The sequence below is a fragment of the Rhodopirellula bahusiensis genome (assembly GCF_002727185.1).
Classification (GTDB): Bacteria; Planctomycetota; Planctomycetia; order Pirellulales; family Pirellulaceae; genus Rhodopirellula; species Rhodopirellula bahusiensis.
The window spans coordinates 310,754-324,059 of sequence record NZ_NIZW01000002.1; the positions used below are offsets into that span (position 1 = coordinate 310,754).

10 protein-coding genes are annotated in these 13,306 nt (G+C 55.9%); all 10 read left to right on the forward strand.

Annotated features, from left to right (window positions below; translation table 11 throughout):
• Positions 1-155: 155 nt before the first annotated feature.
• Positions 156-1,160, forward strand: coding sequence for an NAD-dependent epimerase/dehydratase family protein (locus CEE69_RS03890; protein WP_099259423.1), 1,005 nt, complete (start codon positions 156-158; stop codon positions 1,158-1,160).
• Between the two features lie 89 nt (positions 1,161-1,249).
• Entirely contained in the window at positions 1,250-3,592 is a 2,343-nt protein-coding gene (locus CEE69_RS03895) for a serine/threonine-protein kinase (protein ID WP_233214601.1), read from the forward strand.
• A gap of 136 nt (positions 3,593-3,728) precedes the next feature.
• Complete coding sequence (locus CEE69_RS03900; RefSeq protein WP_099259425.1) at positions 3,729-4,736, forward strand: hypothetical protein; 1,008 nt, start codon at positions 3,729-3,731, stop codon at positions 4,734-4,736.
• A 31-nt stretch (positions 4,737-4,767) separates the two neighbouring features.
• On the forward strand, positions 4,768-6,609 hold the full coding sequence (locus CEE69_RS03905; RefSeq protein WP_099259426.1) for a hypothetical protein: 1,842 nt from the start codon (positions 4,768-4,770) through the stop codon (positions 6,607-6,609).
• Positions 6,610-6,921: 312 nt separating this feature from the next.
• On the forward strand, positions 6,922-8,292 hold the full coding sequence (locus CEE69_RS03910) for a Na(+)-translocating NADH-quinone reductase subunit A (protein ID WP_099259427.1): 1,371 nt from the start codon (positions 6,922-6,924) through the stop codon (positions 8,290-8,292).
• 5 nt (positions 8,293-8,297) lie between these two features.
• Positions 8,298-9,557 carry an NADH:ubiquinone reductase (Na(+)-transporting) subunit B gene (locus tag CEE69_RS03915; RefSeq protein WP_099259428.1) on the forward strand — a complete coding sequence of 420 codons (1,260 nt, stop codon included), beginning with the start codon at positions 8,298-8,300 and terminating at the stop codon, positions 9,555-9,557.
• Positions 9,544-10,455 carry a Na(+)-translocating NADH-quinone reductase subunit C gene (locus CEE69_RS03920; protein ID WP_099259429.1) on the forward strand — a complete coding sequence of 304 codons (912 nt, stop codon included), beginning with the start codon at positions 9,544-9,546 and terminating at the stop codon, positions 10,453-10,455. Before CEE69_RS03915 ends, CEE69_RS03920 begins: the two co-directional genes overlap by 14 nt.
• 3 nt (positions 10,456-10,458) lie before the next feature.
• Positions 10,459-11,085 (forward strand): NADH:ubiquinone reductase (Na(+)-transporting) subunit D, encoded by a 627-nt coding sequence (locus tag CEE69_RS03925; RefSeq protein WP_099259430.1) that lies wholly within the window; start codon positions 10,459-10,461, stop codon positions 11,083-11,085.
• Positions 11,086-11,088: 3 nt separating this feature from the next.
• Positions 11,089-11,730, forward strand: coding sequence for an NADH:ubiquinone reductase (Na(+)-transporting) subunit E (gene nqrE / locus CEE69_RS03930; RefSeq protein WP_099259431.1), 642 nt, complete (start codon positions 11,089-11,091; stop codon positions 11,728-11,730).
• Positions 11,731-11,865: 135 nt separating this feature from the next.
• Positions 11,866-13,125 carry an NADH:ubiquinone reductase (Na(+)-transporting) subunit F gene (gene nqrF / locus CEE69_RS03935; protein ID WP_099259432.1) on the forward strand — a complete coding sequence of 420 codons (1,260 nt, stop codon included), beginning with the start codon at positions 11,866-11,868 and terminating at the stop codon, positions 13,123-13,125.
• Positions 13,126-13,306 lie beyond the last annotated feature (181 nt).

Genomic DNA, 13,306 nt, shown 5'->3' on the forward strand with positions numbered 1-13,306 from the left:
TCCGGCTACCGAGCAGCCAGACGCGATTGCGAGTGAAGTTGGCGAAGGGGATGGCTTGGAGTTGGAGGCTGGCCCGACGGAGCAATGGAGACAATTGTTCTACTCTGAGGCTTCGTTCTTTCACGCGTCGCGGGGGAGACATTGAAAAGCTATGATTGTCCGGTGAGCTTCTCTTCTCTTTGATAATCACCATGACGCAGTCGCAACGAAAAATCTTGATCACCGGTGGCGCCGGCAACGTGGGCGGATCGCTGGCGTGCCGATTGGCCGAGTCTCCGGACAACGAAGTCGTCGTGGTGGACAACTTGGTGACGGGAGATCGATCGAAGTTGCCACCCGTGTCGGCGAAGAACGTTCGGTTCATCAAGGCCGATGTGAACCGGATGGACGATTTGTCGCCGATCATGACGGCGACTCGTTTTGATGCGGTCTTCCATTACGCGGCGTTGGTTGGCGTTCAGCGAACGTTGGCCAATCCGGTCGCGGTGTTGGAGGACATTGACGGAATCCGCAACGTGCTTTCGCTATCAAAAAACACGGGCGTTGGTCGCGTCTTTTACGCCAGCAGCAGCGAGGTGTATGGCGAGCCGGTGGAGATGCCTCAGCACGAACAGACGACGCCGCTGAATTCGCGATTGCCTTATGCGATCATCAAGAATCTGGGCGAGTCTTACTTCCGTTCGTATCACCAAGAGTTCGGGTTGCAGTTCAACGTCTTTCGATTCTTCAACACGTACGGGCCGAAGCAGACGACGGACTTCGTGGTTCCCAAGTTCATCGCCGCGGCTCTCGCTGGAGAGGATATCCCGGTTTATGGGGATGGGTCTCAGACACGAACGTTTTGTTTTGTGGATGACAACCTGGACACGACGACTCGTGTGTTGGATGACCCGAGTTGGGCATGCAAAACGATCAACATCGGCAGCGACATCGAGATGACGATCAAGTCGTTGGCGGAAACCGTGATTGAAATGACCGGCAGTTCATCCAAGGTCGTGCACTTGCCACCGCTTCCCGAAGGCGACATGACGCGACGTTGCCCGGACATCACCAAGATGAAAAAAATCCTGGGCCGCGAACTCACGCCGCTCCATGAGGGTCTAGAAAAGCTGATTGACGCCGCCAAAAAACGCACTTCTTCTCAGGTTGCAGTCGGGTGAATATGCCGCCACCTCCCGGGCCACCCTCATCTGGGTCGCCGTCGCCCGATTCGGACTCTTCTCGTCAGTCCGATGCGTCCCGGGAGCCGATGACCGAGTCGCAAACGATCGGTGGTCAGGCAGCCGCGCGTCGATTGTCACTTGGTGCGACGATGCCGCCCGCGGAAGTTCCCGGTGTGCGCCTGCAACGCTTTTTGGGTTCGGGAGCGTTTGGTCAGGTGTGGGTCGGACGTGATATCAACACCGGCCGCGGCGTGGCGGTGAAGTTCTACTTGCACCGAGGCGGTGTGAACTGGTCGTTGCTGTCCCGCGAAGTCAAAAACTTGGTTCAGTTGTCGGCCGATCGGCACGTCGTGCAGGTGCTGGAAGTCGGCTGGGACGCCGACCCGCCTTACTACGTGATGGAATTGATCGAAGGCGGGTCGCTGGAGGACATGCTGGTCCGCCGTGGGCGATTGCCGGTGGCTGAAGCGGTCGACTTGTTCCGCAAGATTCTGATTGGGCTGAATCATTGTCATGGGAAAGGCGTCCTGCACTGCGACATCAAACCCGCGAATATTTTGTTGGCGGCTGACAACGAACCACGTTTGGCCGACTTTGGACAGAGTCGAATGTCGCACGACCAGACTCCCGCGATGGGGACGCTGTTTTACATGGCGCCCGAACAAGCGGATTTGCAGTCGTCGCCTGATGCCCGGTGGGATGTTTACGCGGCGGGAGCTATCTTGTTTCGAATGTTGGCCGGGTCGGCGCCGCATCGCGATCAAGCGTTGTTGTCGCAATTGGATACTGCCGGATCTTTGCCGGGACGATTGGCTCGATACCGCGAGGCCATTGCTTTGGCACCGCCTGCGGCCGAACAGTTGTCGCGGCGTGATGTGGATCGATCACTGCGAAAGCTCATGCAGCATTGTTTGGAAGTGGATCCCGAATCTCGCTACAGCAACGTTCAGCAGATACTCGACGATCTGAACGTTCGCGATAAGACACGCTCGCGGCGCCCGCTGATGTTGTTGGGGATTGTCGGGCCGCTGTTGCTGTTGCTGGCCACGTGTTTCTTTGGTGCACGAAGCATCGATCTGGCGACACGGACGGCGACGAAGGAGCTTCGGACTGAAGCGTTTGGAAGCAACCAATTCGCGGCACGTTTGGCGGCACAAACGTTGGAGACCGAAATCCAGCGTTACTTTGACTTGGTGCACGAGGAGGCCCAGCGAGAAACGTTCGAAACATTGTTGGCGGAATTGATCCAGGGCGAAACGTCCGCGCCGGTGTTGCAGCGAATCGCTTCGTCGTCCACGCCCGTTGACGCGTTGGTTCGCGAAGACGCTCTCGCGGCACGAGACATTTTGTTGGAGCATCCGGCGCAGTTGCGACTGGATGAATATCTGTCCGAGCGGTTGGCGCAGTACCGCCAGCCATCAGAACCGGGAAAGCCTCGTCAGCGATTGGCGACGATGTTCGTGACCGATGGTGCCGGAACGATCATGACGATCGTCTACGGGAAATCGGTTCCGCGAGCGCAGAACAGTGTCGGTCGAAACTTCGCCTACCGGACTTACTTCACCGGGCGAAAGGACGATTATCCGTCGACGATTCCGATGGATTCGGTTTCGCCTCTCCGCCACACGCACTTGAGTTCGGCGTTTCAGAGCACGGCGACGAAGATGTGGAAGGTCGCCATCAGCACACCGCTTTGGTTGGAAGAAAGTGGCGTGGTGGTCAGCGGTCGTCGCGAAACTCCAGATCGAGATCCCGACGCGGTATTTGTTGCGACGATCAACCTTGGTGATTTTCAGTTGTTGCAACGGTCACGTTCTGGCAACGAAGCCGATGCGGCCAATCCCAGCCAAGTGGCCGTGCTGGTGGAAGCTCGCGAAGGCGATTTGCGAGGCACGGTGTTGCAGCATCCGTTGATGGATCAACTGCGAGAAGAAGGTCAGAACGTTTCGGACAAAAGCTACCAAGTCGACGGCGCGACGATGGATCGTTTGCTGGAAGGCGGTGATGTTGATTTTCGCGATCCGATGGCGAGCGCATCTTCGGGGAATGGTTTTGGTGGCGACTGGATCGCGGCGATGGAGCCGGTCACATTGCCACGGCCGACGCAAGCTGCGCCCGCTGCCGGTGACGGGAGCGATCTCGACGAGTCGCTCGGTTCATCGAGCAAGCCAGTCGCGTCGAGGGTGGAGCAAACCGATTTGCTCGTGTTGGTTCAGTATCGATTGTCGGAAGTGCTTGGTCCGGTCTCCGAGCTTCGGCGTTCGTTGTTGTTCGAAGGTGCGTTCGCGATTCTTTCGATTCTTATCATGACGCTGTTTCTCTGGTGGGTCGTTCGGCGTGTGACAACCCAAGACGAACGTCGCGCGGCCAAGGAATCTCAGTCACCGCCGCCGCAGCAGGAACGCATCGAGACGATGACGTTGGGGTAGAGGTCACTCGACGCTGAAAAAGCAGGCTTCGTCCGGGTCGCGGTTTTGGCAGCGTGCATCGAGCGGGTTACAATGAGGACCCCGCCCCGATGAATCACCATCGCCCGCCTGAAAAGATTCGCTCGCCACCTCGCCGATGAAAACCGACCCCCAAAAGATTGCCGCGGACGAGAATCAGAACGCAGCGAAAGAGGACGCGAGCGAGGCAATCGGCGACGGTTCCCGACAAGACTTTGCGTTGGTTCTCATCCTTCGATTCGCGGCGTTTCTGTGTTTTGTCGGATGGACCTGGGTGCATTACTACTGGGAAGGTCCTTACGGAGTTTTGCTCTGGCAAGACGCGACGTATGACTTTGCCGAGTGGTTGGGCGTCAGCTGGGACGAATTCGTTGGGACGGGAGCCGATGATGGCTGGCTGCAGGTTTGGATTTCTCGGATCACTTGGTTGTATGTCGGCTGCACCATTCTGACGCTGACCGTTCGTCGGCAATCAAAGTTTCAAATGATTGCTCTGCTTGGCGGCAGCGGGTTGCTGATCGTTTTGAGTTATGCGAAATACGTGGGGGCCCAACGCCAGTTTCCGATGTTCTTGGAACACGGCGGTCAGATGCTGGCACCCGTCTTATTGGTATTGGCTTTGAAGCTGGGGGCTCGCCATCGAGCGACCATGATCACAGCGATGGTCGCGTTGATCATGACTTTCGCCGGGCATGGTTGCTACGCGATTGGGTGGTGGCCGACACCGCCATTTTTTTACGGCATGATTTCGGTTTCGCTGGGTGTCGAGTACGAAACTGCAAACACAATGTTGCGAACGTTTGGAACGCTCGATTTCGTGGTTTGTTTGGCGATCTTCGTGCCACAGCTGAGGGTCTGGGCGGCAGGGTACGCCGCCATCTGGGGAATCTTGACCGCCGCGGCTCGACCCGTCGCGGGCATGTCGATGAGTCTAAACTACTGGGGCGCGGACCAGTTCCTCCACGAAGCCGTGTTGCGTGCACCTCATTTTCTGATTCCGCTGTATTTGGCCGTTCTATGGCATCGTCAAAGTTCGGCGGTATCGGCCAAGTCAAACGAACACGCGAAACCACCTGCCGCGACGACCGCTGATTCTGCGTCGTTGGCGATTGAACTCACCTCTTGAAAAACAACTTGTTGCCCTTTTAGGAACCGTCATGAAGTTATTGAACCGTCTGGCGTTGTGCTGTTTGGCACTGCTCGTCACCGCCGAATCTGTTTCTGCACAACCGGGAGGACGCGCGCGACGACGTGCGGACTTGAGCATTCCCGACGTTGCGAAAAAGGACGTCATTTGTTTTGCGCTTTACACGGTTCACGACAAGACACTGAAGTTGACGGCGCAGCTGTATCCGCTCGATGCCAGCGATCCCAAGGTGGCTCGCTTGGAAATCGAAAAGGATGGTCAATGGACCGAAGTCGCCAAAGCGAAAGTGATCGAAGCCGGCTGGACGGCGCCGTTTCGAGTCGAAAACTGGGACGATTCAACGACCGTCAAATACCGCGTTGCTCACGGATCGGAAGCATTCTACGAAGGCACGGTTCGACGGAACCCGATCGACAAAGATGAGATCGTCGTTGCGGGATTCACCGGCAACTCGATCCACCCGGCTCACGGTGGCGACATTTCGCGTCAGGATCTGATCGACAACGTGAACAAGGTCGATGCGGACGTGTTGTTCTTTTCCGGCGACCAAGTCTACGACCACAACCGGCACTACGCCGCTTGGCTGAAGTTCGGACGCGATTTTGGCGACATCATCAAGGATCGCCCAACGGTTTGCTTGCCCGATGATCACGATGTTGGCCAGCCCAACCTGTGGGGCGAAAGTGGAAAGATCTCGACGCTCAGCGGTGCCGCCGATGGTGGTTACTCGCAACCTGGTGTCTACGTTCAAGAAGTCGAACGGGCCCAAACCAGCCACCTGCCCGATCCGGTCGACCCGCACAAAATCGGCCAGGGCATCGGCGTCTACTTCACCAATCTCAATTGGGGAAACATCGACTTCGCGATTCTGGAAGATCGCAAGTTCAAAACTGGTCCCGCCGGGCGTGTGCCAAAGCAAGGCCCTCGTCCCGATCACATTCGCAACCCGGAGTACAACCCCGCCAGTGTTGACGTCGAAGGTGCGGTGTTGCTCGGCGAGCGGCAACTGGACTTCATCGAAGACTGGGCGGCGGATTGGACCGATGCGGACATGAAAGTTGCCTTGTCGCAAACGATCTTCTGCGGCGGAGCTCACATTCACGGCACTGCAAATGGTCGTTTGCATGCTGACATGGATTCCAATGGCTGGCCACAAACTGGTCGCAACCGAGCTTTGGAAGAGCTTCGCAAAGCTTTCGCGTTTCACTACGCAGGCGATCAGCACTTGGCGACGATTTTTCATCACGGCATCGACGAATATCGCGACTCGATTTGGTCGTTCTGTGTGCCTTCGATCGCCAACTTGTATCTGCGTTGGTGGGATCCGGTCGAGCCGGGTGAAAACCGCGAGCCGGGTGCTCCCGAATACACCGGTGATTCGCTGGATGGATTTGCAAACAAAGTCACCAACTACGCCGCCGCCAATCCGGAGGCGAAACCCGCTGGGAATTTGTTGAACACGCGAGCCGCCGGTTTCGGCATCGTTCGATTCAACACCAAGTCCCGCGACATCACGATGGAGTGCTGGCCGCGAAATGTGGACGTGACCGATCCCGAGGCGAAGCAATACCCGGGGTGGCCACTGACAATCTCGCAGTTCGACAACTACAGCCCGCCGTCGTGGGGTGAGCTGGGTGAGATGACCTTCGATGTCGAAGACCCGGTCGTGCAATTGGTCGACGCCTCGACCAAGGAAGTTCTCTATACAGTTCGCGTAGCGGGGACGAAGTTCACGCCAGGTGCGCCGAAGGGAAAATCGTTCGTCGTGAAGGTTGGCCAGGATGCACCGGAGACGATCGTTGCGGAGAACGCGAAAGTCGGTGGTGAACCGGTTTCGGTGACGCTCAAGTAAGCGTCCGTTCGGTCGGTAGAAAATTCGCAAGAATTCGATTTCGGCTAGCCGATCTTGAGCGGTTTCGCGCATTGTTTTTCGAGCGAAACTTGCCCGCAAAGTCTGCCCTATTTGTCGGGGCGGACGTGTTGCATCGAGGTGGCAGATTTCCGTCCATGAACGGCGATGATCTGCCGTTGTCAATCTTCTGACGCTATGCCATAGTGTCCACTTGCTTGGCCCGCGACATTTTTTCCGGTCTTTTCTTTCGGAAAAACGCTGCGGGCTTTGGCTCGAACCGACTTTGTTACAAATTTCACAAAGTGCCCATTCATGGCAATGACTCAAAGCGTGACCCGCATCAAAAAGGGTCTCGATCTGCCCATCACGGGATGCCCCGAACAGCACATGGAAGCTGGCCCGGCGATCCGCCAAGTGGCTTTGTTGGGCGACGACTACATCGGAATGAAGCCAACGATGTTGGTGACGGCGGGCGACAAAGTCGTCTTGGGCCAACCGCTTTTTGAAGACAAGAAAACTCCCGGCGTGATCTTCACCGCTCCCGCCTCGGGCACCGTCGTCGATGTCGTTCGCGGCGCGAAACGCAAGTTCGAAGCGGTTGTCATCGATGTCGATGTTGATTCGACGGAAACGACTACGATCGATGGGATCGCGGGTACCGATGCCGTCTCGATCGCTCGCGAGAAGTTGGTCGACGGATTGGTTCAGATCGGACTTTGGCCGTCGTTCCGCACTCGCCCCTATGGCAAAGTGCCGACGATCGACTCGACCCCACATTCCATTTTCGTCACCGCAATTGATACCAATCCGTTGGCGGCTGATCCCGCAGTGGTTTTGGCGGATCGCAAAGACCAATTTGTGATCGGCCTTCAAGCGTTGACGCGTTTGACGGACGGTGCTGTGCATCTGTGCCAAGCCGAAAAGGCTTCGATTCCTGGCGGTGATGTGGCGGGCGTTCAATCAGCCTCATTCGCGGGACCTCATCCGGCCGGATTGCCGGGGACACACATCCATCATTTGGACCCCGTCAGTCTCAACAAAACGGTTTGGTACATCGGTTATCAAGACGTGATTGCGATCGGTTCTTTCTTGCAGACCGGTCAACTCGACACACGACGAGTGATCTCGCTGGCGGGTCCGAAAGTCAATCAGCCTCGTTTGATTGAAACTCGCGCCGGAGCTTGCATCGACGAGTTGATCGATGGCGAAGTCGATACCACTGTCAAACTACGCGTCATCTCGGGATCGGTGCTCAACGGGCACACTGCTGCGGCACCGCATCAGTTCCTGGGACGCTACGACAATCAAGTCTCGGTCATCGAAGAAGGTGACCACCGCGAATTCATGGGATGGCAAAAACCTGGCTTCGACAAATTCTCTGTCAGCCGCATTTTTGCATCGGCGATGACTCCCGATCGCAAGTTCGATTTCACTTCGTCAACCGGCGGCAGTGAGCGAGCGATGGTTCCACTGGGCACTTACGAAAAAGTGTTGCCAATGGACATCTTGGCAACACAATTGTTGCGAGCTTTGATTGTTCGCGACACCGATTCGGCTCAGCAACTGGGCGTGCTGGAGCTGGAAGAAGAAGACTTGGCCCTGTGCACGTTCGTGTGCCCCGGTAAATACGAATATGGATCCTTGATCCGAGAAAACCTGACAACCATTGAGCGTGAAGGTTAAGGAATATGAAAGCATTACGTGACGCATTTGACAGCGTCCACCCGTTCTTTGCCAAAGGCGGACTGCTCGAGAAAGCGTACCCAATGTACGAAGCTCTCGACACGTTCTTGTTCACGCCAGGCGAGACGGCTCACGGACGCACGCACGTGCGCGACAACATTGACCTGAAACGCATGATGATCACGGTCGTCTTCGCGTTGGTACCGGTCACGTTGTTCGGCATGTGGAACACGGGATACCAAGCCAACACGGCCATCCAAAAGATGACCGAAGCTCATGTCGACGTCGATTATGACTGGCATCACAGCGTTCACACTGCGATTGGTCTGGGGCACGATCCAGCCAACCACGTGGACAACTTCATCTATGGGGCGATCTTCTTCATCCCCATCTACGTCGTTTGTATGTTCGTCGGGGGACACATCGAATTGGTCTTCAGTGTCCTTCGTGGGCACGAGATCAACGAAGGGTTCCTGGTCACCGGATTGCTCTTTCCGCTCACGCTCCCGGCGTCGATACCACTGTGGCAGGTCGCTGTGGGAATCGCGTTTGGGGTGATTGTCGCCAAAGAAGTCTTTGGCGGCACGGGACGTAACTTCCTCAATGTTGCACTGACTTCGCGAGCGTTTTTGTACTTCGCCTACGCTGGTCAAATCAGCGGTGACAAAGTCTGGACCGCAGTCGATGGTTTCTCGGGTGCAACGGCACTCGGGCAAATGGCCAACGCCAGCGAAGACGCTGTCGGATCGCTCAGTGCTGTCCAGTACGTCTGGGGTGCGGAAGAGCCGATCACCTGGATGAGTGCCTTCATCGGAACCATCCAAGGATGCGTCGGCGAAACCAGTGCTCTGCTTTGCTTGGTTGGTGCTTTGATCTTGATCGCTTCGGGCATCGGATCATGGAAAATCATGGGCGGTGTAATCGCTGGTGTGACCGCAACGGCACTGTTGCTTAACGCAGTGGGCAGCGAGACGAACGCCATGTTCTCCGTGCCGTTCTACTGGCACCTGGTCATCGGCGGAGTCGCCTTTGGTTTGGTGTTCATGGCGACTGACCCGGTCAGTGCCTCGATGACAGAAACGGGCAAATGGATCTACGGTCTTTTGATCGGGTTCATGACCGTCCTGATTCGTGTCATCAACCCTGCTTTCCCAGAAGGCATCATGCTGGCGATCTTGTTCGGCAACGTGTTCGCACCGTTGATCGATTGGGGCGTCGTCCAACTCAACATCCGCCGGAGGGCCGCACGTTATGTCACAGCCTGATTCGACTATGAAAACGATCGTGACCGCGACAATTCTGTGCGTGGTCTGCTCGTTCGCCGTCAGTGCCGCCGCGGTGGCTCTGCGACCGATGCAAGAAGAGAACAAAAAGCTCGACCGTCAACGCAACATTCTGGACGCCGCCGGTTTGTCCAAGGGTGAGTTCGGGAAATCAGCCGCTGAGTTGGACAAAGAGCAAATCGAAATGCTTTGGACTTGGGTCAGTCCTGAATTGGTCGACCTAGAAACCGGCGAAGTCTACACCGACTTGGTTGGCGAGGAAGCAGAGAAGTACGACCCTCGTGAAGCTGCAAAGAAAGACGCCGAGAGCATCGAGATCACCGACCCGCAATTCGACATCGGTGTCCCTCGTCGCGAAAAAGTGGCTCGCGTTTATTACGTGACAAAACCTGGCAACTCCACGCCTGCGATGGTTGTGTTGCCTGTTTACGGCAAGGGCTTGTGGTCAACGCTGTACGGCTACATGGCGCTGAAGAACGATCTTGAAACGATTGCTGGTCTAACATTTTACGAGCACGCTGAAACACCTGGACTGGGTGGCGAAGTGGACAACACGAAGTGGAAGGCTCAGTGGGTCGGCAACAAGCTGTACGACACGGATGGCAACCCAGCCGCCCGCGTCGCCAAGGGACCCGCACCCGACGGCGACGAGTTCGCTGTTGACGGATTGTCGGGAGCCACGATCACGTGTCGCGGCGTGACCAACCTGGTTCGCTACTGGGCTGGCCCTGATGGATACGGTCCTTTCCTGGACCAAGTGAAGCAACGATTTACCGGTGACGCATCTGCGGAAGCCGATCAACCTGAATCATCCGTCGAAAGCGGTGTCGAACAATACGACATCGACAACGTCGGTCCCAAAGAACCGGTGGGAGAGTAAACCATGGCTGCCCCCAAAGTCGGCAAGGTCCTGTTCGGGCCCGTTATCGACAACAACCCGATCGCGTTGCAGATTCTCGGCATTTGTAGTGCTTTGGCTGTGACGACCAGCATCCAAGTCTCGTTTGTCATGGCTCTCGCCGTGGTGGCGGTGACCGGATGTTCGAACGCCGCGGTGTCGTCGATTCGTCACTACATTCCCGGCAGCATTCGGATCATCGTTCAGATGACCGTGATTGCTTCGCTGGTGATCGTCGTTGACCAAGTGTTGAAGGCGTACATGTACGACATCAGCAAACAGCTTTCGGTCTTCGTTGGGTTGATCATCACCAACTGCATCGTCATGGGACGAGCGGAAGGTTTCGCCATGAAGAATGGCGTTTGGATCAGCTTCCTCGACGGAATCGGAAATGGTTTGGGATACGGATTGGTCCTGATCGTTGTCGCGTTCTTCCGCGAATTGTTCGGCAGCGGAACGCTGTTGGGCTTCGAGCTTTTTCAACTCGACCGCAATGGCGGTTGGTACAACCCAAACAATTTGATGCTGTTGCCGCCCAGTGCGTTCTTCATCATTGGGTTCATGATTTGGGTCATTCGTTTGAACAAACCTGAACAAATCGAAGAGGCCTAAGTCATGTTCGAACAATACCTCAGCATCTTTTTGAAAGCGGTCTTCGTCGAGAACCTCGCGCTCGCATTCTTCTTGGGAATGTGCACGTTCTTGGCGGTCAGCAAAAACGTCAAAACGGCGATCGGTTTGGGATTCGCGGTCATCGCAATCGAAGCCATCACCGTTCCTGCCAACCAACTGATCTACAGCCTGTTGCTGAAGAAGGGTGCGTTGACCTGGGTCAATGATCTCTTGATTAGCACGGACACTTACAACTTCGCGGAGGTCGACCTGACCTTTCTCGGGTTCATCAGCTACATCGGCGTGATTGCCGCCTTGGTTCAGATCTTGGAAATGTTCCTCGATCGATTCATTCCAAGCCTTTACAACGCCCTGGGGATTTTCCTTCCTCTGATCACCGTGAACTGCGCCATCCTCGGTGCGTCGCTGTTCATGGAGCAACGTGAGTACGCGTTCGGCGAATCGGTTGTTTACGGATTCGGTTGTGGTGTCGGATGGGCACTCGCGATCGTGGCGTTGGCAGGGATTCGAGAAAAAATGAAGTACAGCGACGTTCCTCCACCGCTTCGCGGTTTGGGGATCACGTTTATCACGGTTGGTTTGATGTCATTGGCTTTCATGTCCTTCAGCGGCATCCAGCTTTAGACCGCCGAAACCATCGCAATGACGTGCGTCAGCCATTTGGCTGACAGCAGTGAGTTTGTCAGCCCTCGCGGCTGACGTGAGTTTTGACTGTCAGGCAAGTTTGCCTCGCGTGCACCCCTCAATTTCTGATTCAAAATGCTTTCCCTTTCTTTGATGATCGCAGCCGTTGATCCGATGGAAGTCGTCTTTGGCGTCGTCATGTTCACCATCGTGGTGATCGCGTTGGTGTTGCTGATTTTGGCTGCGAAGAGCCAATTGGTTGCATCCGGCCCGGTCAAGATCATGATCAACAACCAAAAAGAAGTTTCGATTCCGGCCGGCGGGAAATTGCTCGGTGCTCTCGCCGATGCGGGCATCTTCGTCAGCAGCGCATGCGGTGGCGGTGGTACCTGTGCCCAGTGCAAGGTCAAGGTTACCGAGGGCGGTGGCGATTTGCTGGCGACTGAAACCGGCCACATCAACAAGAAAGAAGCGGCCGATGGGGAACGACTTTCCTGCCAGGTCGCAGTGAAGAACGACATGGTCGTGGAAGTTCCACCCGAAGCGTTCGACACTCAGAAGTGGGAATGCACGGTCAAGAGCAACGACAACGTCGCGACGTTCATCAAAGAGTTTGTCCTGCAGCTTCCCGAAGGTGCCGAGGTTGATTTCCGTGCCGGTGGTTACATTCAAATCGAATGCCCTCCCCACGAGATCCATTACAAAGACTTCGAAATCGACGAAGAGTATCACCCGGACTGGGACCAGTACAACATTTGGCGTTACGTGTCGAAGGTGGAAGAACCGGTCATCCGTGCTTATTCGATGGCCAATTACCCCGGCGAGAAGGGCATCATCATGCTCAACATCCGGGTCGCTTCGCCGCCACCACGTGCTCCTGAGGGAACGCCTCCTGGGAAGATGAGCAGTTACATCTTCTCGCTCAAACCTGGCGACAAAGCCACGATCAGTGGTCCTTATGGTGAGTTCTTCATCAAGGACAGCGAAGCGGAAATGGTCTACATCGGTGGTGGTGCCGGAATGGCTCCTCTGCGAAGTCACATCTTTGAGTTGTTCAAACGACAGAAGACCGATCGCAAGGTCAGCTACTGGTACGGTGGCCGTAGTCTTCGCGAATTGTTCTACATCGAACACTTCCGCGAAATCGAGAAGGACTTCCCGAACTTCAAGTTCAACATCGCGTTGTCTGAGCCTCAACCAGAAGACAACTGGGACGGCTACGTCGGGTTCATTCACCAAGTGTTGCTGGACAACTACCTCAGCAAGCACCCCGCACCAGAAGACATCGAGTATTACATCTGTGGTCCTCCAATGATGAATGCCGCTGTGTTCCGTATGCTCGATGAATTGGGTGTTGAACCTGAGAACATCGCCTACGATGACTTCGGCGGTTGATGCGGCGGTGACTGGTTGCCGTTGCGAACCAATTTGAAAGCAATTGAAGATTACGAGTTCGTAGGCAACGGAGGCCCTCGGTTGTCGTCCTGTTTGAATGCAACTGAGAGCCTCAGTCGCCTACGAGATTGATGCGACTGAGAGCCTCAGTCGCCTACGAGTGAGCCACCGTCCGAGACTC

Coding starts and splice junctions, on each gene's coding strand:
- nqrE (WP_099259431.1), top strand. CDS start 11,089: ATGTTCGAACAATACCTCAGCATCTTTTTGAAAGCGGTCTTCGTCGAG.
- CEE69_RS03925 (WP_099259430.1), top strand. CDS start 10,459: ATGGCTGCCCCCAAAGTCGGCAAGGTCCTGTTCGGGCCCGTTATCGAC.
- CEE69_RS03920 (WP_099259429.1), top strand. CDS start 9,544: ATGTCACAGCCTGATTCGACTATGAAAACGATCGTGACCGCGACAATT.
- CEE69_RS03900 (WP_099259425.1), top strand. CDS start 3,729: ATGAAAACCGACCCCCAAAAGATTGCCGCGGACGAGAATCAGAACGCA.
- CEE69_RS03905 (WP_099259426.1), top strand. CDS start 4,768: ATGAAGTTATTGAACCGTCTGGCGTTGTGCTGTTTGGCACTGCTCGTC.
- CEE69_RS03895 (WP_233214601.1), top strand. CDS start 1,250: ATGACCGAGTCGCAAACGATCGGTGGTCAGGCAGCCGCGCGTCGATTG.
- CEE69_RS03915 (WP_099259428.1), top strand. CDS start 8,298: ATGAAAGCATTACGTGACGCATTTGACAGCGTCCACCCGTTCTTTGCC.
- CEE69_RS03910 (WP_099259427.1), top strand. CDS start 6,922: ATGGCAATGACTCAAAGCGTGACCCGCATCAAAAAGGGTCTCGATCTG.
- nqrF (WP_099259432.1), top strand. CDS start 11,866: ATGCTTTCCCTTTCTTTGATGATCGCAGCCGTTGATCCGATGGAAGTC.